This is a genomic window from Reinekea thalattae (assembly GCF_008041945.1).
In the GTDB taxonomy this organism is placed as follows: domain Bacteria; phylum Pseudomonadota; class Gammaproteobacteria; order Pseudomonadales; family Natronospirillaceae; genus Reinekea; species Reinekea thalattae.
On the sequence record NZ_VKAD01000001.1, the window covers coordinates 1,166,929 to 1,192,234 of the forward strand.

The 25,306-nt window shown below is 46.5% G+C and carries 15 protein-coding genes; 5 read left to right on the top strand and 10 right to left on the bottom strand.

Annotation, left to right across the window (positions count from 1 at the left end; all coding sequences use genetic code 11):
• Window positions 1-61 precede the first annotated feature (61 nt).
• From FME95_RS05375 to FME95_RS05385, 3 genes are read right to left on the bottom strand one after another with little or no spacing between them, the layout of a single operon-like run.
• Window positions 62-1,174, bottom strand: a complete 1,113-nt coding sequence (locus tag FME95_RS05375; RefSeq protein ID WP_147713380.1) for a SpoIID/LytB domain-containing protein — start codon at window positions 1,172-1,174, stop codon at window positions 62-64.
• The gene (pbpC, locus tag FME95_RS05380) at window positions 1,171-3,501 is read right to left on the bottom strand and encodes a penicillin-binding protein 1C (RefSeq protein WP_147713381.1); all 2,331 of its coding nucleotides are present in this window, start codon (window positions 3,499-3,501) and stop codon (window positions 1,171-1,173) included. Before pbpC ends, FME95_RS05375 begins: the two co-directional genes overlap by 4 nt.
• 15 nt (window positions 3,502-3,516) lie before the next feature.
• Window positions 3,517-11,112: an alpha-2-macroglobulin family protein gene (locus FME95_RS05385; RefSeq protein WP_147713382.1), complete on the bottom strand. Its 7,596-nt coding sequence runs from the start codon at window positions 11,110-11,112 to the stop codon at window positions 3,517-3,519.
• 351 nt (window positions 11,113-11,463) lie between these two features.
• On the opposite strand from FME95_RS05385, the gene FME95_RS05390 reads away from it, so the two are divergent.
• The 3 genes from FME95_RS05390 (at window position 11,464) to FME95_RS05400 (ending at window position 15,893) form a co-directional block, all read left to right on the top strand.
• On the top strand, window positions 11,464-12,306 hold the full coding sequence (locus tag FME95_RS05390; RefSeq protein WP_246109324.1) for a M23 family metallopeptidase: 843 nt from the start codon (window positions 11,464-11,466) through the stop codon (window positions 12,304-12,306).
• Between the two features lie 108 nt (window positions 12,307-12,414).
• The gene (locus FME95_RS05395; RefSeq protein ID WP_147713383.1) at window positions 12,415-13,533 is read left to right on the top strand and encodes a phosphoserine transaminase; all 1,119 of its coding nucleotides are present in this window, start codon (window positions 12,415-12,417) and stop codon (window positions 13,531-13,533) included.
• 245 nt (window positions 13,534-13,778) lie between these two features.
• Window positions 13,779-15,893, top strand: a complete 2,115-nt coding sequence (locus FME95_RS05400; RefSeq protein ID WP_147713384.1) for a methyl-accepting chemotaxis protein — start codon at window positions 13,779-13,781, stop codon at window positions 15,891-15,893.
• Window positions 15,894-15,954: 61 nt separating this feature from the next.
• Here the strand turns inward: FME95_RS05400 and FME95_RS05405 are convergent, their stop codons facing one another.
• The 3 genes from FME95_RS05405 to grxD all read right to left on the bottom strand — a co-directional run bounded on the left by FME95_RS05405 (window position 15,955) and on the right by grxD (window position 18,410).
• Window positions 15,955-17,169 (bottom strand): MFS transporter, encoded by a 1,215-nt coding sequence (locus FME95_RS05405; protein ID WP_246109325.1) that lies wholly within the window; start codon window positions 17,167-17,169, stop codon window positions 15,955-15,957.
• Window position 17,170: 1 nt separating this feature from the next.
• Complete coding sequence (locus FME95_RS05410) at window positions 17,171-17,923, bottom strand: HesA/MoeB/ThiF family protein (RefSeq protein WP_147713385.1); 753 nt, start codon at window positions 17,921-17,923, stop codon at window positions 17,171-17,173.
• A gap of 163 nt (window positions 17,924-18,086) precedes the next feature.
• Window positions 18,087-18,410, bottom strand: coding sequence for a Grx4 family monothiol glutaredoxin (gene grxD, locus FME95_RS05415; RefSeq protein ID WP_147713386.1), 324 nt, complete (start codon window positions 18,408-18,410; stop codon window positions 18,087-18,089).
• A gap of 147 nt (window positions 18,411-18,557) precedes the next feature.
• Here grxD and argF point away from each other — a divergent pair, with 147 nt between their 5' ends.
• A complete protein-coding gene (argF, locus tag FME95_RS05420) occupies window positions 18,558-19,472 on the top strand; it encodes an ornithine carbamoyltransferase (RefSeq protein ID WP_147713387.1) in 915 nt (304 codons plus the stop codon).
• Window positions 19,473-19,661: 189 nt separating this feature from the next.
• Here the strand turns inward: argF and FME95_RS05425 are convergent, their stop codons facing one another.
• The 3 genes from FME95_RS05425 to msrB form a co-directional block, all read right to left on the bottom strand.
• On the bottom strand, window positions 19,662-21,368 hold the full coding sequence (locus FME95_RS05425) for a SulP family inorganic anion transporter (protein ID WP_246109326.1): 1,707 nt from the start codon (window positions 21,366-21,368) through the stop codon (window positions 19,662-19,664).
• 135 nt (window positions 21,369-21,503) lie between these two features.
• Window positions 21,504-22,172, bottom strand: coding sequence for a DNA-3-methyladenine glycosylase I (locus tag FME95_RS05430; RefSeq protein WP_147713389.1), 669 nt, complete (start codon window positions 22,170-22,172; stop codon window positions 21,504-21,506).
• Window positions 22,169-22,573, bottom strand: a complete 405-nt coding sequence (msrB, locus tag FME95_RS05435; protein ID WP_147713390.1) for a peptide-methionine (R)-S-oxide reductase MsrB — start codon at window positions 22,571-22,573, stop codon at window positions 22,169-22,171. The genes FME95_RS05430 and msrB overlap by 4 nt, the downstream gene beginning before the upstream one ends.
• A gap of 323 nt (window positions 22,574-22,896) precedes the next feature.
• Here msrB and FME95_RS05440 point away from each other — a divergent pair, with 323 nt between their 5' ends.
• Complete coding sequence (locus FME95_RS05440) at window positions 22,897-24,111, top strand: pyridoxal phosphate-dependent aminotransferase (RefSeq protein WP_147713391.1); 1,215 nt, start codon at window positions 22,897-22,899, stop codon at window positions 24,109-24,111.
• A gap of 60 nt (window positions 24,112-24,171) precedes the next feature.
• Here FME95_RS05440 and FME95_RS05445 read toward each other — a convergent pair whose 3' ends face one another.
• Complete coding sequence (locus tag FME95_RS05445; protein ID WP_147713392.1) at window positions 24,172-25,302, bottom strand: 4-phosphoerythronate dehydrogenase; 1,131 nt, start codon at window positions 25,300-25,302, stop codon at window positions 24,172-24,174.
• Window positions 25,303-25,306: the final 4 nt, after the last annotated feature.

Sequence of the window (25,306 nt, forward strand, 5' to 3'; positions counted from 1 at the left end):
GGCTACTCTTTTTAGATGCTGGATTTTAACTGCTGGGCTTTAGATATTGGGTTTTAGCTTATCATCGATCATAAAGTTCTATCGAGGCCATTGGGTAGAATAAAGCCAATAGCTGTGATGCACTCCAACCTTGCTTGGCTAAAGCGTTGGCCTGTTGCTGGCATAGGCCAACAAGATGCCCACGGCCAAAGCCTTCTAGTTGCCAACCGCCTGCTATCTTGGTGATTTTAAAATCGTTAGAGGGAATGGTGTTCCAGTCGTACTCTCGGTTTACCATTAGCCTAAAGGTTTCTGCGGCAAAGGCTTGGTTATCGACCACCACTTTTGTCGGCGTGCCAGGCTGTAAGCTAACAGCCGAAGCGGTTGTAAATACTTTGGCTAGTTGCGCTGCATTGAGTCTTACTTGCCAACGCTGGCCTTGTTGCATTTGTGTGGGCAGATCTAAGGCGGTAAAAAAATCGCCGGAGTCAAAAAACTGCGCGGCACTGAATATTTTTGAACCGCATTCGCCATGAAACAAAGCTTCGGTTAAGCGCCCTTCTGTTTTAAGTACCTGATGTTGCGTTTGCCGAGAGACGCTATAAACCGCCTCAGCATAATGATTAAAACCATGAAACACCTGATGATAGGCTAAATCTGATAAACGAACCGATTGGCTTTTTTTAAGCGCGTAGGTTCTGGCGATAATCGCCTGTGCTTTAACCAGTTCGCGGCTGGCGTGCGCACCCAACTCACCGACAACAACACCTGCAACATAGATTTCTAGCGGTGTGGTATTAATAATGCGGTACTCGGAACCTTGCCATTGCAGTTGGATTGCGCCTCGGTAATACCTTGTTTCGACACCGTTAACGGTAATACTAATTGGCTGGTTGAGTTGTTCACTAAACTGGAAATTTTTTACCTGATTGGGGCCAAATTCAAACAGGCGCGATTGGGTTTCTATCACCACCTGTTGAGGGTGAAACTTGCTGAGTATCATCACCTCTATTTGGTTATCTGTGCTTAGCTCTTCGATAACCTGCTCTTCAATGCCCTGATCATTCAGAGTTAGGTCGGCAATCGCGTTAATGCATAGCGTTTGTAACAATAAAAAACCCGCCAATAATTTACTGCAACTTAGCATGCGTTTTTTATTAGCCGTTGCTCGACAGCGCGCAACCAGTGCGATCATTGGCTCACGTTTTCCGGTAAAAGTTTGCGGTAATCTTCAACATCTAACCATACTGAATCGCTGCCGCCGGTGTCGTCTATCACCATCAGTTGGTAGCGGCCCGGAGGCGGGCTGATAAAAATTGGCTCGTAGGGTTTATCGGTTGTGACTAATAATTTGCCATCCATAAACCATTGCACCTGCTTAACTCGGTTGGTCACTGCAACTTGCAATTTAATTTGTTGGTCGTCACTGGCTAAACCTTCGTAACGGCGAATGTATTGTGCGCCTGCTACGGGCGATTGAATAACTGGCGGGTAATAGGTTGCGCCAGCCATGTTCGACACATTGTAAGCTGGTGCATCTGTAACCGGTAAGCCATGTAGATGGAAAAAGGCGGCGAGCTCCGAAGGCCAAACATCGACTAAGCGAACGCCCTCTTCGGTTGCAACCGGCTGACGCACTTGGCAGGTTTCATAATTCACATAGCCTTTAACCGCCGGTATGTATTGTTCGATGGTATTGTTTTCACAAAAGCTATTGCCGGGTAAACCGCAAAGCTCACAGACTTTACGCTCGGCAATGCCTGCCGGTTTGGCAAACCAATCTGTTGGCTGCTGCACAATGGCCTGCATGATGTCGAAAAATAACGGCGCGGCTGCGGTGTTGCCCGATAAACCTGTTGCAGGTTTGCCGTTAAAGTTACCCACCCAAACGCCAACGGTAAATTCAGGATGGTAGCCAATACTCCACGCGTCTTGGTGACCATAAGAAGTGCCGGTTTTCCAAGCAACGGTCGGTCTGGAACTGGAATACTGCCAAGTAGATGGGAAGTCTGGCCTTTCTACATCGGTTAAAATATCACTGATTAACCAGCTGGCTTCATCGCTTAAAAACTTGGCGTACTCTTGCGTTGTATCTACGGGTTGTTGCGAGTTGAATCGATAAGGTTGGTACTGGCCATAGTTTGCCAAGCTGGCATACAGGTTGGTCATTTCCAGTAGGTTTACTTCGACCCCGCCTAAAATAAGCGGCAAGCCGTAATAGCTGGCGGGTTTATCCATGGAGCTAATGCCGCCCTGCTTTAACAGCTGGTACAGCTTGTTTATTCCCAGCTGATTGCTTAAGCGCACGGCAACCACATTGAGCGAGTCAACCAAGGCTTCTCTCACCGTGACTTGGCCGCGAAAACTCTTACTGTAGTTTTGTGGGCTGTAACCGGCGACGGTCATCGGGATATCCGGCAACTGGGTTTTTTCAGCGATTAAACCTTCGTCCATTGCCAAGCCATACAAGAAGGGTTTTAAAGTACTGCCCGGTGAACGCAAAGCCGTGGCTCCATTATTGGCGCCTTCATGCTGTTGGTCAAAGTAATCGGCAGAGCCTAAAAACGAACGCACTTCGTGCGTTTTGGTGTCCATAACAACCACGGCGGCATTGCTAATGCCCTGCTGATATAAACTTTCTAAATACTGCTGAACAATCGCTTGGCTACGGCTTTGAATGTTGTAATCAACCGTCGTATAAAAATCGTCCTGCGTTGGGTTTTGGGATTTTAAATACCAAGCCAAATGAGGGATTTTTTGCGGAAAGCTTAGTCGCTGTTTAATTACCGGTTCATCAATGGCAAGCGCGAACGAGGCTTGGTCGATCAACTCAGCAGCCAGCATTTTTTCTAGCAGCGCGTCGCGTTGTTGCTTGGCGTATTCTGGATGGCGGTCTGGCCGAGTGCGGTTAGGCGACTTAGGCAAGGTGACTAGCAGCGCTATTTGGGCAACGCTCAGCTGTTTAGCTGGCTTACCAAAATAGGCATAGGTGGCGGCGTTTAGGCCTTCTAAATTGCCGCCGTAAGGCGCAATTGAAAGATAGCTTTCTAGGATTTCTTGCTTTGAATATCGCAGCTCTAGCTGTATAGCGCGAAACATTTCTAACAGCTTGGCAGAAAGCGTTCTGGGCCTTCGATCTAACATGCGCGCCAATTGCATCGTGATTGTGCTGGCACCCGAAACCACCTGACCACTAATAGCATTTGAAAGCGTTGCGCGACCAATGGCGATTGGGTTAACACCCGGATGCAGATAAAAGTATTGATCTTCTTGCAGCAATAATGCCTCGATCAACAATGGCGGCAACTCTTCGATATCAACCGACAGGCGATAAAAATGATCGTCCGAGATGATCACCTGTAACAGTTCGCCATTGCGATCGTAAAACCGGCTGGCCTGTGGCGCGTTAAGTTTTGCCAGCGGAACGGGCACTACCGCCAACAAAACGGCAAACAGCGTTATAGCAAAAAAAATGACCAGCGCGATGCTGGTCAATAGTTTTTTGTGAACAACAAACTTCATTGTCTGCAATTAACCTTATCGAGCTGGAAGCACTTTCATCGAGCCTTGGCCAGATAATGAATACTTACTTTCATCGTACATGGCTTCTGCACGAACCGCCGGAATCGCAAAGCTACCAATGGTCACCGCACGCGTGGTGTAGTAATAAACCACTTCGCGCTCAGTCAAACTCATGTATAGGTTCATGCGATCGTCTCGGATATCGATGTGATCAATCTCTGCTGTTGATTTAAGCCATTGAATGTCGGCGCTGGTACTCAAACGCGCGTTTTCAATTTCTAAACCGGCAGGTAGCAAATCGACAATGGCTACGTTATCTAAGCGATCTTTTAACGATTCCATCGTCAGCTTAACAACCACTAACTCACCCTGACGGATGTTGTTGAGGTCAACAGGCTCTTGCTTGGCATTAAAGAACTCACGGCGAATACGAATGCCGTTATCTTCATCGGCCTGTACTGGGTTCGATGAAACACCGTCCGCTTGCCAGAAGTAGTTTGCCTCAGCACTGCCTGTGGTACGTACGCTGACGTTACCAGAAAGCAGATCGACTGTTGATAAACGCACCGTCTGGTTAACCAGCTCATCACCGTTGGCTAGAGTAACAATAACGTCGCCCTGCTGAGTTTTAGCTGACTTGGCGATGCTCTTACCCAACGCCATTAATGCCACGGCGTTATTTTGTGTTGAGCCCCAGCGGCCAGAATTACGATAACCTTTTAGTTTATCGACCACTAACGGAATGGCGTCTGACTCTGGGTTTACCTCTAGTAATGCATCCAACAGAATTGCTAAGTCACGAGCGTTAGAGCCAAAGCTTCCTGAGGTTTCGGTGTAGCTGTCGTCGTATTCTTTTAGCGAAGTAATGTCGCTTAACAATTCCGTTGCTTGCGCTTCACGGCCCGCTAAATGGTAAGCCGCCGCTAAACGAGCACGGTCGTGTAAACGAAGTTTCTTGCTCTTATCTTCTAGCAGGTAATTCATTTCACTGACCAGAGGATTGCCCGACAGTGCTAACACATACAGTGCATAAACCTGATGGCTTAAGTTGTAATCGCCATCATAGTCTGAGCCTCGGCTGTACAGGTTAAGCGCACTTTCTCGCAAACGGTACTGCATGTTATTCCATACTGCTTCGTTAACTTCTAGGCCTTTATTTTTTGCTTCGGTCATAAAGTGCGATGCGTATAAGAAGGCGTAATAGTTAACCGACTCGCCGCCGCTCCAGTAAGAGAAGTAGCCGTTTTCTAATTGCATGCGCTCAATTTTATCGACACCTTCACGCAATAAATAACGAGGCGTGGTGGTATTAAATTCGACAAAGTCGGCACTCTTGGCAAAGTCTTCAAAGTACAACAACGGGAATAACTTAGACGTTGTTTGCTCTAAACAGCCGTGCGGGTATTGCAATAGATACTGCAAGCTACCTGCAAATTCCGTCATGCCAGCAGGTGCAATCGAAAGCGCTTGGTTTTCGGTACCTGTTTTAAAGACATCTGGAATCTGTATGGTTTTTGGCGTTGCCGCATCGATTACACCGCCATCACTGAGGCTGATGTAATTGCCCGAGGTTCGTACCGGCACTTGGATATGCTTAATGGTTTTTTCGTTTAAGCCTTCGGCTGTAATTTTAAAGTCCGCTAAGCCAAGGTCATCTTGCACGTTAAACGAGAAGCGACCTTCCGCTTCGCCACCGGCAGCAACGGTGACCGTCTGCGATGCATTACCAAGCAATGCGATATGGTCACTGTGCTCGACGGTAATGGTGACATCACCTTGCAGTTCGGTACTGTTAAAGACGTTAAACGGCAGTTCAAAGTGATCTCCAGTCGCTAAGAAGCGTGGTAAGGATGGCTTAAGCACCAAATCATCTCGAACCGTAACCGTTGTTTCTGCTGAGTTGAATCGTTGGTCACCAAACGCCACTAACATCAGCCTTAAGCTGCCATCAAACTCTGGTATATCGAAGGTGACCGTTGCGGTGCCATCGGCATCAAACTTCTGTAAGCCCGACCATAGAGCAACACTTTTCACCCGTGAAGAAGAGTCTGGGTTTTCACGCTTTTTCTTAATCAAGGCACGCGCTGGCGCACTACCCGATGGTGTAATCGTTTTCAGCTGCTGACTTTCATAAGGCATTACCCATGGGTACAGGCTGAAATGGGCCATTTTTAAGCGAAGTTTCTGCACAAAGGCTTCGCGCATATTTGGTGTTTTGAATTGAGTCAAATCCAAAATACCTTCATCAACCGCGGCCAATGTGAAGTAAACATCACCATTCGATAGTTCATCAATCGATAACTCTGCCGTTAGCTGGCCATTAGGCGATACTTTTGCAGGAGCGCTAATGGTAACTTCTGGGTTCTGTTTTAAATCACGAACATTAATATTCAACAACCCAGTAGCATAAACAGGTTTAGCCCGAGTACCTTTACTTGCAGGCTGCACAACAACCGCACTCAAGTAGAAGTTAGGTACGTGCTCGGCTTTAATAGGTATGCGAACCGTAGTCGAGTTAGAACTCATGTTGACCGATTGCGACCACATGACTTCGTCTCTTTCAGCAATCAACAATAGCTGACCAGCAAAAGGCGCTTGAACATCCACGACCAAATTATCACCAACCAGTGACGTCTGTTGACGCGGTGTTAATACAACCGACTCTGGCGCTTCAACAATACTGACCGCATCACGATCGCCACGTACTTGGAAATAATAACGTGTTACCTGACCGCCATTTAAATCGGTCACCTGTAAGTAATGTTCACCCGAATGTTCGGTTAAATATTCAAAGCGACTGCTATCACTTTGCTGCGATTGCAGTTCAACGTTAATACGTTCGGTGACATAACGATAATAGCCACGCTCATTTTTACGGTAGTGTGTCACTTTGCGTTTGCGATAAACCTGATAGACAAAGGATTGCGCATCGGCAGCGATCTTATCGCCATTAGCTCGCACGTTAGCAATATCGAAAACAACCGTATCGCCCAGCTCTATCGCTGAACTATTGGTACGGCGAACACCAACATATTGATCGTATAAATGCACTGGCACTTGAGCGTACTGAGCAACACCACGGCCACTGTCATCAATAACGGTACTACTGAAGTGCAGGTTCAAACCGATAGGCGAATCAATACCTTCTGGCACTTGGTATTCGTAACGGTAGTGACCGTCTTCATCCAGGCGAGTCTCTAACAGGTCACTGTTAAGTTGCTGGAAGCGATAGTCGTCGTGACCAAATTCGTAGTCTTGATAACCACTTGGTTTGAAATAAGCCGGTCGTAGACTGACCTGCGCATTCACTTTTCGGCCGCTGGCTGGCGGGCCAAATAAATTATTGGCTTGAACATCAAACTCAAACAACTTACCCGATATTGCCACCGGCGTTTGTGGTTCCAGTTCAACCTTAATTTTATTCGGAATAAACTCTTCAACCTGATAATTCACCGAGCCAATGACATCGTTTTTCCATTGCACCGTTGCCGACCACTTACCAGTTTTAGCATCGGTTGGTATGGCGTAATCGATGGTTACGGCACCACTGGCGTCTAACGTGAAACGCTCGCTAAGACGTTCAGATCCTGTTGGGTCTTTTAAACGTAGAGTCACGACATCGTTTTCTGGTAACGCGCCGGACTGATCTCGAACCACACCGACAAGGTGCAAATCATCGCCAGGGCGATAGACGCCGCGCTCAGAATACAGATAGGCTTGTAACAAATACGCATCTTCACTACTGATCAGGCCACCCACATCAAAGCCATTCAAAGATTCATAATGGGTTCTTAAATCTAAGAACGAAAAGTCATCGTTTCGGCTAGCTAAAACGGTATAGGTGTACTCTGGGCTTAGGTTATCTAATTTCACAAAACCAGAAGAATTACTACGGCCAGAGGAAGTCGTTTGGTTCCAATAGTCGACCAACTCAACCTGTACACCCGGTAGAGGTAAACCTGTTGCTAGCGAAATAGTCCAAACATAAACCGAGTCTGCTGTGGCGCGAGCAACCAAACCTATATCGGTCGATAACAGCCAACGGTAATTCTTAGTGCCGGCACCTGAAACAGCAACGCGATATAAACCTTTACGGTTGTCTTGGAAAAAATCAGACAAGTCGACATTGGTAATAAACTCGTCATTCACACCCACAGTGGTGGTGCGATCTTCGTTCGCCTCTTCGGTATAAATATCAGCTAACTTATAATTTTTGGTGTAAACCGATTTACCCGCCGTATCCAAACTGCCGTAATTATTTAAACCCTGGTTCAAATAGTTGCGCACGTTATTTGGATAAATTTGATCGATATACAGATTAAAGTTAGTCATGTTGGAGGTAATAATCGGCAACACTTGCGCGTCGTATCTGGAAATCAAATTACCCTGATTCACAAAGTCGACTAGGCGTTCTAAGTTTGGCGTGGTCGATGTATCGCTGATGTCGGCATTTGTTAACGCGCCGTCGGCAGCTAACAAGCCTTGCTCAATGGCAAATTCGTATTCGGTATCTGGCTTAAAGGTCGCTTCCACAAGGTAAGCGAACTGGCGGTCAGAACTGTAGTTGGCATCCACTGAAACTTGGTAGTCTAACGCTTCGCCAGCATCGTCATCGAACACAGTCATTAATTGCTTAAGCTTACTAGGTTCAACCGGAGCGTTAAGTTTTAAGCTGGCATTAAAGCGGCCATCTTCACGCGGCCAAGAGATGTCTTCAATGCTGATAAAGCGCGGCTTCTCTTGTAAAAAGTCACTGTTAAAGTGATCGGCCATGGTGGCATTACCGCCAATTGCCGGAACGCCACGCTCTATTTGGAAGTTAACCAAGCGGTCTTCGTTTGGTCGATCAATGTATTCACTGATCACTCTAAAACGGCGCGCTCTGTCTTCAGTATCTTCGGTCGTCAACTGATAAATCAGCGGCACTTCGACCGATTTACCATCGACAAAATTATCGGTCCAAAGGGTAAAGCGTTTTTCAACTTCGGCTAAGGTGGTCGCTTCTGCCAATTCAAAATCAATTAAGAAGCGCTGCTTCAGTGGGTCATCGTTTGCAAATTCGAAGGTTGAACTGGAACGAACAACTCGCTGGTACGGCGAATGGAATGCAAAGCTGTAAGGTTCAGGTTTATCCGATCTATCCAGTTCGAACCAAGAAAACTCAGCGCTGGCTATTTTTTCTGGGTTAATTGTCACCAAGTAATCGGTCGATGGCGCAAGTTCACCATCCGGTTGGAAAACCAATTTATTATCGGCCTGCCAGAACCACTTGCCATCCAGCTCAGGGCTTATAGAAACCAACTTAGTGAAGTCTAAGCCTCCGGTATCAATACTCTCTGGACGAATCGCCTTAGAAAATAAAATTTCAATAGTGCTGTAACTGGAGGTTTTACCTACCGGAGAAACACTGTAAGGCTCTACAATGTTTCGTTCGGTTTTAATCTGCCGCGCGTTTTCTTTGGCAAAGAAGGCGCTCGGTCTTGGTAAAATATTTTTGTTTAACTCAAAGGCTAATTCGCTATCCGCAGGCCAATAGGGCTTGGCATATAGCTTTAATTCTCGCTGCGAAATCCATTCAAATTCATAATCAATATCGTTTCCTTGCCACGTTAATGGCAAAAATTCAGCGGCCAAATCTGCGCTTTCATAACGGCGGCCAACACTGACGCTAACATCAATATCTTTATTAAAGACAAACGATAAATCCGATTCAGGCAGAACCTTTTCTTTGGTGGTTAAGTGAACCGCATCTTCGGGTACTTCGAACTCAATGACTGAACTGCCTTCGGCGTAATGCTGCTCATGGAAATACAATAAGTCGTTGGTCAGTGTAATGCTGTAATCTGTTTCTGGTGCCCAGCTGACTTCTGGCGTAAAGCTCAACAGTCGGTCAGACAGCCAGCTGTATTCACCTTCAACAGCTGGCACAATTTGAATCGCATCGCCGATGTCTGCAACATCTTTTAAGCGCTTACCAATGGGTCGATTAAACTCAATCCAAATGGACTGTTCTGGTTGCAGTGATTTTTCGACGGCAAACTGAGGTTTGCTACCAAAGAATTCAGCGCCGCTCGGTGCATGTTCAGGAATAAAATAGAAGCGCGGCGTAATCAGGTTTTCAGCCGTTTTAAAGCTAAACTCCTTAGTGCCTGACCATTCAAAGCGAGGATCTGGATTAAAGTCTGGATGTATCGAAACTTTATATTCTGTCAGTTCCGACCACGGCGTTTCTGACTCAATGATTAACGTACGGCCGTTGCTCCAACGATACGAACCCTGAATCGCCGGTTCAATCTTCACCGGTGCATTGGCGTATTCGTTTAGAGTGTGTGAGGTATCTAGCTGATCACTGTTAACTAGGCTACGAGAAAAACGAATTTCTAACTCAGATTCTGGGTCAACTTTATCGCCACGTAAATTGATGTTGCTGATCGACTGCAAGCGAGGCTCAACATAAAACTCAATGCTGTTAAGGCCGCGATTATCAGTCCAGTTACGATCTTGCTGAGTATTCACTTCTGGCAAAAACTCAATAGATACATTCTGCTTAACCGGCCAACCATCGCTGCTCGGTTTAAACTCTACTGTGCGGGCATTAATCCAACGCCAATGGCCATCGACCAGTGGGCGCATTAACACTGGCATAACCGAATTCGACTTAAGTTTATTTAGGTCAAACACGTTTACCATGTTGCCAGAAAATTCGAAGGTGATTGGCGTGTTCCATTCCACCTCTTTATCAATTGAAACATCATTGACATAGACATCGTTCGATGAGGTTGTCAGGGTAATTTCTTGCTCGCCCTGCCACTCTTGAAAGTCAGGGTTAATCAGCGCCTCAGGATTAATGCTGACTCGGTATTGGGTATCAAACTGGGGCTTTTGCTGGGTAAAGTTAAAGGTCAGAGTTTTATCGTCTTGCCATTGGAAGTAACCGCTTGGCATTGGCGATAATTCAATAAAGGGTACATCGCTCGGCTCTAACTTAACGCGTTTTTTATAGGTCGTCCCTACTGAGCCAGTAAATAAAATCCCGATCTGGTTGTTCAGTACTTCTGGCGCGTGCTCTTGGCTTGCGGTCGGCAATAAGTCTTCAATGGCGACAATTTCAATGGGCGTTGAAAACTCAATGCTGGATGGAATCGGTTTTATACCCAGCTTATAAATAAGGTTGGTATATTTTGTCGGGTTTTTCTGCTTAAGAATCAAGCTTTGGTTGTATGGTGTTGGCGTCTTAAAGCGAATGGTTTCTATGGTTTTGGTTTTATCCAACTGGCTTAGATAAGCTGCTTTAACAGTATTGCCATCGAGGTCGGTAACGGTAGTTAAGCGTGGATTGAACTTAGCGGTTTTGACTGGCTTACGATAGGTTAGCACTATTTCGCCGTCGTCTGGATCGACCGACTCAAGCGAGCTAATACTAACAAGCCCTTGCACTTGGCTGTACTGGATGTAAAACCACAAAGCACCGATTAACACAAAGATCAGCGCTGCGATGCCAGCCACTATTTTGCCGGCTCGACCGCCTTTGGTGGCTGACGTTACTTCAGAAACTTCGGCAGAGTCATCCTTATGCTCTTCACTCTCAACGACTTCATTCTTATCAGACACGCTACATTCCTTTTCATTTAAGCAGTAAATACACCCTACATGGGTTATCCAGCACCGAGGCGTTATTAACCTAAACCTCAGTGGAAACCCAATAACCAGAGCTCTTAATAACCCAGAGCCCTTAATAACCTAGAATAATATACAGTGGCTAGTTTAATGTCACATCGCTATTAAAAATGGCGACGGTCTCTCATTTTGAACTCACAACAACATCATCCGGCTTATCCATAGACAAAACCGATTGCCGCATTAGGAACCGAGCATAGGTAGGAATTCTGCTGAAAAACGTGCAAAGCTTTATGGCAAACAGGTAATATCGCTGCTTGTCTTCGATGCTGTTTGAGTGCTCCTATGAAATTTAGAATAAACACCGCAATGAAACCTATCGCCCAAAGACTACTAATCACCTGCTTAGCTTCGCTCGCGTCGATGGCCTACGCCATGGAACTGCGCGGAGACTTTACCCAAGGCAGCCTGATTCGAGGTAAGGTTGAGCCTGGCACTGCGGTGTTTCTAAATGACACCGCCGTTGCAGTGACTCCGGCAGGAGACTTTGCTATTGGCTTTGGTCGCGATGCACAACTCAGCCACGATCTCGTTACCAAACAGAGCAACGGTGTTGAGTTGCACCACACTATTGAATTAACCCCGCGCACTTACAATATTCAACGCATTAACGGTATTGCACCGGAGATCATGCAGCCGAGCGCAGAAAATATCGCCCGCGCACAAAAAGATGCCGTTATGGTCGCAGAAGCCCGCGCTGTAGCTTCAAGCCGAACCGACTTTTTAACTGACTTTATCTGGCCACTAACCGGCCGAATTACCGGCGTTTATGGCAGCCAACGAGTTTACAATGACCAACCTCGCCGACCGCATTTTGGTATTGATATCGCCGCGCCAACGGGCAGCAATGTCAAAGCCCCAGCCGATGGCGTTGTATCACTTTGGGTGCCTGACATGTTCTTTTCTGGTGGTACAATGGTGATCGATCATGGTTATGGTGTCAGCTCCAGCTTTTTGCATTTAAGCGCGGCGCTGGTCGAGGTGGGCGATGAAGTCAGCCAAGGCCAAGCGGTAGCAAAGGTCGGCTCAACTGGCCGCTCTACTGGGCCACACTTGGATTGGCGAATCAACTGGTTTGCGGAGCGTTTAGACCCAGCCACCGTCGTCGGTGATATGCCAAACCACTGATCAACATGAGTCCGACAAATCAACATTAAGCCTACAAATCAAGATTAACCCAACACTTCCGCATGACAGATTAAGTCATGCTTTAGCCATTTTTATAGGTGTTTTCCAATGAAGCCTAGCGTTAAACCAAACAACCCTAACTTTTCTTCTGGGCCTTGTAGCAAGCGTCCGGGGTACGACATTAACCAGCTCGATTTATCTTTATTAGGCCGCTCGCATCGCTCTGACGTTGGCGAAAAAGCGCTACAATTGGCTTGCACTAAAACAGCCGAATTGCTCGGTTTACCAGAAGGTTATCGAGTTGGCGTGGTGCCCGCTTCCGATACTGGCGCGATGGAAATGGCAATGTGGAATCTACTGGGTGAGCGCCCAGTTGACGTGTTCAGTTGGGAGTCGTTCGGTCAAGGCTGGGTGACGGATATCACCAAGCAGCTGAATCTGCGCGACGTTAATATTTTCAGCGCCGATTACGGTGAACTGCCGGATATGCAACAAGCCAACCCTGAGCATGATCAGGTGTTTACTTGGAACGGTACAACTTCCGGCGTTAAGCTGCCAGATGCCGACTGGATTGCCGACGATCGAGCCGGTTTAACACTTTGCGATGCTACTTCTGCGGTATTTGCTATGCAATTACCGTGGCACAAACTCGATGTAATCACCTTCTCTTGGCAAAAGGTGCTCGGCGGTGAAGGCGGTCACGGCATGTTGATTTTATCACCTAAAGCTGTTGCCCGACTGGAGTCATTCAGCCCCAGCATTCCGTTGCCAAAAATATTCCGCTTAACGCAAAACGGAAAACTGATCGAAGGGATCTTCCAAGGCTCGACCATTAACACGCCTTCGATGCTGTGCGTTGCCGACTATCTCGACGCGCTGGCTTGGGTAGAACAGCTAGGTGGTGTCAGCAAACTGATCGAAAAATCGCAGGCGAATTTAGCTGTTTTAACCGAATTTGTCGCCGCAACGCCGTGGATCGAGTTTTTAGCCAGCGATGCTGCGATTCGCTCAAACACCAGTGTTTGCTTTAAATTAGATTTGGCTGAAGCACAGGTCAAACAGATGATTCGTCTACTGGCCGAAGAGCAAGTCGCCTTCGATATTGGCTCCTACAAGGCCGCACCCGCTGGCCTGCGAATATGGGCTGGCGCTACGGTAGAACAGGCCGACTTAAGCGCTTTACTGCCTTGGCTAGAATGGGCCTATAACACCGTTCGAGAGCAGTAATTAGCCGACAATAGCGACTTTTTGTAGCTTTCTAGCATCGGCTCAATAACGCCAAACAACAAGCCCTAGCAATTAGGGCTTGCATCCCTTTGTTAATCCATTTACTAATAGACCATTGATAGAATTATTTTTCTATTCAAGAATATTAAAAGCTGGCTGATATATAAAAATAAAATATCCAGCAAACACAAATTATTTTCCGACACCCTCAAAACACAAAGAAGTACAATAATAGAGGTATTGGTATGAATTTATCGGTTGTAGCACGAATACGGCTAGGGTTTTTTGCCATCATCGCGTTGGTAATTGCAATATCAACCACAGCCTATCTCTCACAAACTCAGATGTCATCGAAGCTGGATTTAACAGCTAATAAGCTGACACACCTACTCGACGAAGCCAACAGCGTTTTAGTCGATCTTCAGCTCGCGAATCAGTCGATGCTGCTGCATGCAAACACTCAATTACCGGCAGACCGAAAGCTGCTCAGAGACAATTACACCGCCGCCAAGGCAGACTATCTCAATGCTGCGGCAGAACTCACTGAAGACTTAACAGACTACCCGCAATTGCAGCAGGAGATGATCGACGTCGACAGTGCTGCATCAAAAATGTTTGAGCAGTCAGAAAAGCATCTAGAACTGCACGATAATCGAATTACTGCGAATGAAAAATCGATTACCGAGCTGAATAACTTTCTCGATGTTTGGTCGTTTTTTGAAGACGACCTGAGCTATATCGCAGAAAGCGCTGAGGCAGAAGGGATAAGCAATGTCACTGCCAGTGCAGAAACCGCGTTGAATCATTCCTTAGCTGCCGTTGAGCTGCTAAAAAATACTCCGACCTTGGTGACATCCGCACAAGCAAAAACCTATGTGGAGCAACTTAGCGAATTACACGGCGCCTTTGTCGATGAGTTGAGTGTCATCATCAGCGCGATGCCCGACTACGCCATCGACCTAGAATATTATCGTGATGATTTTAATCGCGCCATCAACGAGCCATTGGGCGCATTCCAACAGAGGTTGGCGTATTTAGAATACAACGAACAAAGTATCGTCATCTTCAAAGCGGCAGCAGAGCAAATGGCGCAGATGACCACGGCGCTCAATAATATTGTCGCCGGTGTGCGCGATATTTCGAATCGAACGTTTCAGCAGTCCAATGCCTCGGTACAAACCTCGTTACTCGTTACGCTGGTTATGGCCGGTATTTCCATTAGCCTAGCCTTGGTTATTGCTACCTCTGTTGTCGCTTCGATACGAAAACCACTGGCGGATATTGTGCAATCGCTAAAGGCGCTGGCAGATGGCGATTTAACCAAACCGATTAAAAAGAAATATGGCTCCGAACTTGGCATGGTTGCTAACTCCATCAATAGCCTGATCGAAAAACTCGGCGCGCTGATTACTCGAGTACAAGAAGCCGCAGCGACCATCAGCGATGTATCCAGCCAAAACTATGAAATGAGTAACCGCACCAACGCCAGTGTCTCTAAACAGCGCGAACAGGCTGCGTCTGTTGCCGCGGCTGTGACAGAAATGGAATCGGCGGTGAACGAAGTTGCAACTCACGCCAACGAAGCCAGCACCGAAGTGGCGACCATTACCGATCAGGCAGAATCGAACATGGCGGCGATGGCTAAAAATTTAGAATTTGTTAGCCAGCTAAAACATTCGTTAGATGACGCGTCAGATATCATCAAGCAACTGTCTGATCAATCGCTGCACATTGGCGACATTTTAAATGTTATCCAAGAGATTGCAGAACAAACCAATCTACTAGCACTGAACGCCGCCATTGAAGCCGCGCGTGCTGGTGAGCAAGGTCGTGGTTTTGCTGTTGTGGCCGATGAAGTACGCACCTTGGCTACACGCACTCAGCAGTCGGCGACAGAAATTCGCGAGATGATCGACAGCTTGCAAAGCAAAGCTAAACAGGCGGTGACTATTGTTGAAAGCAACCAGAGCCATGCCGATCAGTCTTTGAGTCAAACAAAAGAAACCAACGAAACGCTGCAACAGATGCTGCAAGGTTTAGCCGCCATTAACGACATGAGTCGCTCAATTGCAGCGGCCTCAGAAGAGCAAAGTTCGGTTGCCAAAGAGGTGGCAGAAAGTGTGGTGAATATTTCTGATATGACCGAAAACATTGCCGACTCGGCTGAGCGCGCTGCGAGCAATAGCCAGTCGTTAAATCAGTTGTCTAATACGCAATCGGAATTGGTCAGTCAGTTTATTGTTAGCTCTCAAGCTTCTGAGCTGCCTCAAACGTCTGAACCGACAGAGGCATTGCAGGCTCGCGGTGATCAAGGTGATCTTGAAACAGAAGATGACCCTAAACCCGCGCTTGCAAATTAGTCCGTTGATCATTGCTTAACACTAGCGCCGACTTAAAACAGCGGCGCTAGCATTCAGCAAACTAGACCGGAGCCTTAACCTCAGCGGCAGGCAAACGAACCGGTCGCTCAGGTACCGGCAATGAAGGGATCAGCTGGCTACTAATCAGCGACAGCAATGCAATGACGGCCCCCAAATAGAAAACCGCACTAGGCGACACCAACCAAACCAAACCTAACAACACCGGTAATACAACCGCAGCGATGTGATTAATAGTAAAGGAAACACCTGCTGATGAGGCCATATCTTTTGGATCGGCGATTTTTTGAAAGTAGGTTTTAATGGCAATCGCAAAGGCAAAAAATAAATGGTCGACCACATAAAGTGTTGCCGCAACCCAGGCTGTTTCCACAACGGCGTAACTGGCAAACACGATGATCAAACCAATGTACTCAATGGTCAGTGCTTTGCGATCACCGACTCGGCCAATCCAAGCGCCAATCTTTTTAGCAAACAGCATGTTAAAGAAGTGATTAATTAACAGCAGTAACGCAACTTGACCAGCGCTGTAACCGAACTTTTCAACCATTAAAAAGCCAGCAAAAACGACAAAGATTTGCCGACGCGCGCCACTTAAAAAAGTCAGCCAATAAAACAGCCAGTAGCGTTTTTTTAGCACCAATTTTTTCTGCTGTATTTCTCTTGCAGGAAACAGCGGATAGCGCAACGCCATATAGATAACCGCAATCAGCGTTAGCCCACCGAACAGGGCGTAAACATAACGATAATCTAACTGAAAATAGTCAATCGACAGCCAAACTCCGCCGAACGAAATGATCGCGGCAATCGCCTTAATAGAAAGCGCCTTACCCATAAATTCTGCCGCATGGTCTTTCGAGATCCATTGTAGGGTGAGCGATTGATTGATGGTTTCAAAATAATGAAAGCCAATCGACATAATCACCGTGGTGATATAAAGCCCCAATACCGACGGGAAAAAGCCAGTAATAAAAACACCAAAACCTAATAGGAAAAGCGATACCACGGCAAAGCGTTGCTCATGGATATACCAAAGTAAAAACACTGCGGTAAAGGCTAAAAAGCCCGGCACTTCTCGTAAGCTCTGTAAGATACCAATTTCACGGCCAGTAAAGGCGGCCGCTTCAATCGAAAAGTTATTTAACAGTGCCATCCATGTCGAAAATGCAATCGGCATGGCAAAGGCAACCAACAACAAAAAGTGCTCTCTTAGTTTTTGGTCATTCTGGTGATGGTTTTCTGATTTTTTATCAAACAATTTAATGCTCTCCACAGACGCGACAAGAAGCCGATGCTCCGTATTCAAAAGTTTGCCATTGCATCGCCATGGCGTCCCAAACCAGCAACCGCTTAAGCAGCGGCTGGCCAATATTTAACAACAGTTTAATGGCTTCAACTGCCATCACTGAGCCAATGGTTCCAACCACCGGCCCCAGTACACCGCTTTCGGCGCAAGATAAATTTTCTTCTGTATTTGGATAAACGCAGGCTAAGCAAGGGCTTTGTTGCTGGCGAAAATCAAAGCTGGTCACTTGCCCAGAAAAGCCAATCGCCGCACCAGAAACCAATGGGGTTTTATGCTCCCGGCAATACTGATTTACAACTAAACGGCTGGCGATGTTGTCGGTACCGACAATCACTAAATCGCTCTGCTGCAAAAGTTGCTCAACATTATCGGCAGTTAAACGAAGCTGGTGCGTTGTTATTTCTATGCCGCTATTAAGCGCCTGTAAATTGCTCTTTGCGGCACTTACTTTGGCCTGCCCGACTTGCTGTTCGTTAAACAGTACTTGCCGCTGTAAATTGGTTTCATCGACGCTGTCGTCGTCGATAAGTATTAACTGACCAACACCGGCGGCGGCTAAATACTGTAAAACGGGACTGCCTAAGCCACCGGCACCCACGACCACAACTCGACTCGCAAGCAAGCTCTGCTGGCCTGCAATATCGACATCGTTGAGTAGAATATTTCGAGCATAACGAAGTAATTGGGTATCGTTTAGGTCGGCCATAGTATTCTTTTCATATTACAAAAAAACAAACATTAGCATTTTTTAACCGCTGAACGCTAAAAAATAAAAAGCCCAAACGAGGCGATCGTTCGGGCTTTTTATTTTACCTAATGGCAATGCTAACAGGACAGCCGTTACACGCTAAAACGGCGAGCAGAAGCGACTAAGCTTCTTTTGCGGCCTGTTCAACCAACGGCTTTAATTCACCGTTTTCAAACATTTCGGTAATGATATCGCAACCACCAACCAGCTCACCTTTCACCCACAACTGCGGGAAGGTTGGCCAATTAGCGAATTTAGGTAATTCTGCGCGAATATCCTGATGCTCTAGAATGTCGACATAGGCAAAACGCTCGCCACATGACATAAGAGCCTGTACCGCCTTAGCCGAAAAGCCACAACGAGGTTGGTTTGGGTTACCCTTCATATAAAGCAGAATGGTGTTTTCTGAAATTTGCTGTTGAATATTATCGAGAGTTTCGCTCATTTTAATAACCTACTAATTTGGTCAGATATTTAAGCCTATTGTACTGATTTCGCGCTTATCTGCCAGCACCTGATCAGACTTATTGAAGCCCACTATTAGGCGTGTTAGCCTGTTCGTTTTCCCGCCAAAAAATATGGAGCATCCACTATGGCAGTCCGACACTTTCTAACATTAAATGATTTGAGCCCTACTGAAGCTAAGCAAATTATAAAGCGCGCTTCAGAATTACGCCAAATGCATGAAAGCCGGACCGTCTTTGAGCCCTATAAAGGCCGCGTATTGGCGATGATTTTTGAAAAATCCTCGACCCGTACTCGCGTCTCTTTTGAAGCAGGCATGAACCAATTTGGTGGCAGTGCGATCTTTTTATCGCCTAACGACACCCAACTCGGTCGTGGTGAGCCGATCGAAGACACCTCTCGCGTGCTGTCGGAGATGGTCGACATCGTTATGATTCGTACTTTCGAACACAGTAAAATCGAAAAATTTGCCGAGTACAGCAGTCTGCCAGTCATCAACGCCCTTACCGATGATTATCACCCGTGCCAGCTATTGGCCGATGTGCAAGCCTATACCGAAGCGCGCGGCGACATTCAGGGTAAAACAGCGGTTTGGATTGGCGATGGCAATAACATGTGCAACAGCTACATCAATGCCGCCATGCTGTTTGATTTTAAACTCAACATCGCTTGCCCAGAAGGCTATGAGCCAATGGCTGAATTGCTAGAAAAAGCTGGTGATCGCGTCACCATCTATCGTTCGGTTGAAGAGGCGACAAAGGGCGCGCATCTTGTCACCACCGATGTTTGGGCCAGCATGGGCCAAGAGGAAGAAGCGAAAAAACGCATGGCCGATTTTGCAGGCTATCAGGTTTCGCCTGCATTAATGGATACTGCAGACCCAGAAGCGGTATTCCTGCATTGCCTACCGGCTCACCGAGGCGAAGAAATCAGCGAAGACATGCTTGATGACCCTCGCTCTATTGTCTTCCCGCAAGCCGGTAATCGTTTGCACGCGCAAAAAGCACTGATGGAATTCTTGTTGACCGAAGCCGGTAAGTAAGCAAACAAAAGACTCAAACGAGAACGACAAACCAGAGGCTCAAAGCCAAAACCTAAAAGCCAGCTTTCGCTGGCTTTTTAATAGCGTTAATTTAAAGATCGCTCAAAAAATAGGCATCGACGGTAGGCATAAAATCTGCTGTGAATCTGCCGAGAGTAATTAGCGATAAGAAGGCAAGCTGGTTACCGATCAGTCCTTTAACGCCTCTATTGCCTGATGCTGAGTCATGAAGATCTGCCCACTCAAATTTTCAATTAAATCCGAACCCTGTAGCCTATCTATGACTGGCCCTTTAACTTCAGATAAATGAAGTTTAATGTCGGCATTCTCTAAACGATCTGCAATTTTCTCTAAGCTTTGTAACGCGCTTGCATCAATCATATTAATGGCACTGCACATAAGAACTAAATGATCAATTTTGGGGTTTTGTGACACCAGAGTCTGCAATCGTTCTTCTAGTGAGCGAGCATTGGCAAAAAATAAATTCTCATCAATACGGACAGTTAAGATACTAGGGTGCGTTTCAACTTCGTAACGATCAACGTTCCGAAAATTTTCAGTACCTGATAGCCGCCCCACTACAGCAATATGTGGATGGCTGGTATGCCAAAGAAAAAACAATAACGATAAAACTACACCAACAATCAAACCGGCTTGCATTCCCTCAACCAATACTGTGACAAAGGTGATCGCCAATAAAAAGGCTTCTTTTTTTGAATAACGCCATAAGCTAAGAAAATCTTCAACGCTAATCAACTTTGCCATCGATATAGAAATAATCGACGCCAGTAGCACATTTGGTAAATAGAAAAACAATGGTGTTAAAAATAATAAGATCAGCAGAATAAATACTGAAGTTACAATACCAACCATGGGCGTTTTTGCACCGCAGTCGGCATTCAGTACCGAACGAGAAAAACCTCCGGTAACTGGAAAGGCACCAGACAATGCAGAACCGATATTGGCTAAACCCAGACCAATAAGTTCCTGATTGGGATCAATATCCTGACGACGTTTTGCGGCAAAAGATTGAGCAACAGACATCGAACCAACAAACCCAATAATGCTGATCAAAAATGCCCCTGGCAGCAAGCCTAATATTAATTCGAAACTGATCATTTCAGTTGGAATAGTAGGAATGCTTGTCGGAATATAGCCAATAATATGCACACCCGTTTTATCTAATGAGCCGAGCCAAACGACGAGTGTCATCAGGATCACAACAAATACAGCGCCAGACTTGCCCAATAATAAAACCGTTGTTTTTGCACAACCGATACGCTGTAAGAAGGTCGCAAAGTATCGCCGCATCAACAGCAATAAAGCGAGTGAACAAAGACTTAACCACAGCGTTGGATAGTGTGTATCAGATAGATGAGCAAACAGGCTCATGACTATAGGGATAAGGGTGTCACCTTGCGCCTGAATACCAAGTAGATGCTTTAACTGCCCCAAAATCACCAATAATGCAGAAGCGCTGATAAAGCCTGAGATAACAGGATGACTTAATAAATTGGTTAAAAAACCCAACTTCAAAATACTCAGTATTAACAGACATCCACCAGATAAAAGCGCAAGTAGCATAGCAATTGCTGCGTATTGCTCAGTGCCTGAAACCGCGAATGGGGCGACAACTGAAGCAGTCATTAGCGAGGTTAACGCAACTGGGCCTACCGCTAGGGTGCGGCTCGTCCCAAACAAAGAATACAAAATGGATGGCAAAATACTGGCGTACAGGCCAGTCACGGCTGGCAAGCCTGCCAACATGGCATAGGCTAAACTCTGCGGTATCACCATGACAGTAAAAACAAGGCTCGAAATGATATCTTGCTGCAAATCTATTTTTGAATAGCCTTGCAGCCAAGCTGCAGCAGGTAAGAGTTTTGCTAATTTCATGATTTACAGTGCCGTAATGGTGAAATGGAGGCGCACACTAGACTTCTTTTTGATATGCAAAGAAGTTATAAGGTTATTACTAAAAACTCAACCCCGAAGTGCGATAACTCCTAACCAGCTAAGTAACAGCTTATTTTAAGGCCCAATCGACATGGCTAACACCATACTCAAGGTGGCGTAATCTTCACCGGACTGTTCATGCAACTGATTAAAAAACTGCTGGGCTGCTTTTAAATCTCGCTGGCTGGTTGGTTTTTTAGTGACGATGCCTTCATTGACCAATACACGAACCACATCATCGGTGAGCGTGAAGGTATCTTTGCCGACCATACGCAAAAAACGTGCACCGCCGTCGCCACCTAAATGGCTGCCGTGTTTCTTTAAATAAGCCCACAGGCCGACAATATCGTCGCAAGGCCATTGGGTTAAAAAAGCACCAAAGCTGCCATGCTCGGCGGCAACATCGAGCACCATTTGCGCATTGATCGGGATGGTTTTCATCTTGCCCCAATGACGTATCAGGTCGCTGTTTTGCATCAGCTGTTCAAAACGGTCGTCATCGATAAGCCGACAGGCTTGTGGATTAAACTGCCAAAAAGCCTCTTCGAAGGCTGGCCATTTGCTATCGACCAGTGAATGCTTCATGCCTGCGCGAAACACCCGCCGACTGATATCACTGAGGTATTGCGCATCGCTAACCGACTGCAACTGTTCACTAGAGTGTGGTACCGGTAAGCGAGCGCGAATGGCTGCTTCGCTCTGATGATGCGCTAAGGCTTGCTGCCAATAGTCTTCAAACTTCATTTATCCGATGTATCCAAATTTAATGATGCAGAATTGATGCAATAACGTAAGCCTGTGTGTTGCTCCGGCCCGTCAGGAAAAACATGGCCTAAATGCGCATCACACTGGGCGCAAAGCACTTCCACCCGAACCATACCGTGCGAGCGATCTTCACGCTCAACAATGGCAGACTTATCAAGACTGTCATAAAAACTTGGCCAGCCACAACCGGCATCGTATTTTGTCGACGACTCAAACAGCGGTGCCTCACAACAAATGCAACGGTAAGTACCCTGTGCGGTTTCGTTCCAGTAAACGCCGGTAAAAGGCCTTTCGGTATGCGCTTTGCGTGTTACCAAAAACTGTTCTTCATCAAGCTGCGCTCGCCATTGGTCATCGGTCTTGGTTACCTTGTCAGTCACCGTTCATTACCTCCGTTTGTTATTGCATACTCTGATCGATCTCTGATCTATTTTATCGAGCATGCTCATTAAGCTCACTATACCTAAAGTCACTGCACCAAACGACAATGCTATAGTGCCAATTTATCATTAGGGTTTGCTCGCATTTGTCGTTAACATTTAAGTCAATTAAACTGACTGACTATAAAACACAAAACTGGCAACTCTGAGACCAGCGTTAACTTAAGTTAGTTGCAAAACGTTATATGTTTAAACGTGAATCGCTGCAGCTATTTCGTTTATCTAAACTTTTAACTTTTATCTAGACTATTAAAGAGCACCCCATGACCGATTTTAAAAAGTCCGACAAATTGGCAAATATTTTTTACGAAATCCGAGGCCCGGTCATGGACGAAGCAGCCCGTTTAGAAGATGAGGGGCATCGCATCTTAAAGTTAAACATTGGTAACCCAAAACCCTTCGGTTTTGACGCGCCCGATGAAATCATCACCGATGTTATTAAAAACTTACCTCACTCTGAGGGTTATTCAGAATCTAAAGGCATTTACTCGGCGCGCAAAGCGGTTATGCAGTACTACCAAAAGCAGCGCGTACACAATGTTGATGTCGATGATATTTACTTAGGCAACGGCGCTAGCGAGCTGATTCATTTGGCTTGTACTAGCATGGTCAATACCGGAGATGAGGTGTTAATTCCATCGCCGGACTACCCGTTATGGACCGGCGTTGTCACCCTGACTGGCGGCAAGGCGGTGCATTATGTTTGCGACGAACAGTCGGATTGGTTCCCTGACCTTGATGACATTCGCAGTAAAATCACGCCGAATACCAAAGCCATGGTGATCATTAACCCCAATAATCCAACCGGTGCGGTTTATTCGAAAGAAGTTTTGCTCGAACTGATCGAAATTGCTCGACAAAATAAGCTGATCATCTTGGCTGATGAAATTTATGACAAGATCGTCTTTGATGGTGTTGTTCATCACCCGCTTGCAGCGTTGTCGACCGACGTATTAACGCTGACCTTTAATGGCCTTTCTAAGGCTTATCGCTTATGTGGCTGGCGCTCTGGTTGGATGATGGTGTCAGGGCCTAAGCATCTAGCACAGGATTTAATCCAAGGTTTTAATATGCTCGCCAGCATGCGCCTTTGCCCTAACGTACCGGCGCAATATGCCATTCAAACCTCACTTGGCGGCTACCAAACCATTAACGACTTGGTGGCACCGCAAGGCCGAATGTACGAGCAGCGTAACCTCGCGGTTAACATTATCAATTCGATCGACGGACTCTCGGTTGTTAAACCGAAAGGCGCTCTTTACCTGTTTGTTAAAATGGATAAAAAGAAATTTGGCATCAAAGACGATGAACAGATGGCACTCGATTTACTGCGCCAAGAAAAGATTTTAGTGGTACATGGTCGCGGCTTTAACTACCACGATGTTGATCATTTCCGAATGGTATTCTTACCTTCGCAAGAAACACTAAACGATGCTGCTGAACGTATGCAGCGTTTCTTTAATAACTATAAACAATAACAACTATCAGCAATCTTAAACCTATAGGCCGACTTTCAATTACGACAGTCGGCCTATCAGTCAAACACTAAAGCCGAACGGCCGTAATCGTTGTGCTAATTCTGCGGGAGCTTGTTCGATAACGACAGAGGCAATTTCTCGGCGTGTTGGGTAATTTTTACGCAAAGCATCGAACGCCTGCGCACTGACCACACCCTGATTCAACGCCTGCTTTAAGGCTTGAGTATCTTCTGCTGGATCATAAACCGCTAACACTAATCGGCTGATCCAAGTATCGATATCAGCATGCTGATGTTGCAATGCATTGACCACTCCAGCCTTGGGGACGCTTACCTGTTCACTGACAAAGGTCTCACCAAGCCATTGGTAAAAAGCTTTAGCCAGCATGCGCGTGCCTTCAAACTTACCTTCCAAGCTGTAACCGGCAACGTGCGGTGAGGCTAACGCAACCTGTTGCAGCTGCTGCTCAGTGACAACCGGCTCTTGCGGCCAAACATCGAGTACCGCATTAAGCTCACCAGAATCTATTTTTTGCGCTAGCGCAGGCCCTTCAATAACCGGACCGCGACCGGCATTAATAATCCAACAGCCTGGGCGCAAGAGATTAAGCTGTTGCTGATTAAATAGATGATGAGTGGCGTGATCGCCTTTGGTTGTGTGCGGCGTGTGCAGACAAACAATATCGCTTTGCTGCAATAGCTCTTGTAATTCCACATGCTCCGGCAGCGAACCCTTCTGGTAGCGGATAGGATCACACAGTAACAGCTTGCAACCTAACCGCTGCAAACGCTCGGCGACCTTGCCGCCAACATTGCCAACGCCGACAATGCCAATGGTTTTATGTTGCCAATCCAGTTGACGGTCTAAATACAACCGGGCAAAAACAGACAGCAGCCAATCGCAAACCGATTGCGCATTACAGCCGGGCGCATGATGGAACTGAATGGATTTTGAATTTAGATAAGCAAGGTCGATATGATCCGTACCAATGGTCGCACTGCCAACGAAACGGATCAGGGTATTCTCAAGAAGTGCTTGGTTTACCTGAGTGACGGAGCGCACCAACAGAGCGTCGGCTTGGCTTAAATCATCGGCCGTCAGTGAACGACCGGGTTTGCGCACAATGGAACTGGCCACTGGCGCAAACCACTCTTCAACGTTGGGCATGTTTTCATCGGCGATGATACGCAACGTA

Excerpts from the sequence above, each read along its gene's own strand:
- FME95_RS05375 (WP_147713380.1), bottom strand. The coding sequence starts at position 1,174 with ATGATCGCACTGGTTGCGCGCTGTCGAGCAACGGCTAATAAAAAACGC.
- pbpC (WP_147713381.1), bottom strand. The coding sequence starts at position 3,501 with ATGAAGTTTGTTGTTCACAAAAAACTATTGACCAGCATCGCGCTGGTC.
- FME95_RS05390 (WP_246109324.1), top strand. The coding sequence starts at position 11,464 with ATGAAATTTAGAATAAACACCGCAATGAAACCTATCGCCCAAAGACTA.
- FME95_RS05395 (WP_147713383.1), top strand. The coding sequence starts at position 12,415 with ATGAAGCCTAGCGTTAAACCAAACAACCCTAACTTTTCTTCTGGGCCT.
- FME95_RS05400 (WP_147713384.1), top strand. The coding sequence starts at position 13,779 with ATGAATTTATCGGTTGTAGCACGAATACGGCTAGGGTTTTTTGCCATC.
- FME95_RS05410 (WP_147713385.1), bottom strand. The coding sequence starts at position 17,923 with ATGGCCGACCTAAACGATACCCAATTACTTCGTTATGCTCGAAATATT.
- grxD (WP_147713386.1), bottom strand. The coding sequence starts at position 18,410 with ATGAGCGAAACTCTCGATAATATTCAACAGCAAATTTCAGAAAACACC.
- argF (WP_147713387.1), top strand. The coding sequence starts at position 18,558 with ATGGCAGTCCGACACTTTCTAACATTAAATGATTTGAGCCCTACTGAA.
- FME95_RS05425 (WP_246109326.1), bottom strand. The coding sequence starts at position 21,368 with ATGAAATTAGCAAAACTCTTACCTGCTGCAGCTTGGCTGCAAGGCTAT.
- FME95_RS05430 (WP_147713389.1), bottom strand. The coding sequence starts at position 22,172 with ATGAAGTTTGAAGACTATTGGCAGCAAGCCTTAGCGCATCATCAGAGC.
- FME95_RS05440 (WP_147713391.1), top strand. The coding sequence starts at position 22,897 with ATGACCGATTTTAAAAAGTCCGACAAATTGGCAAATATTTTTTACGAA.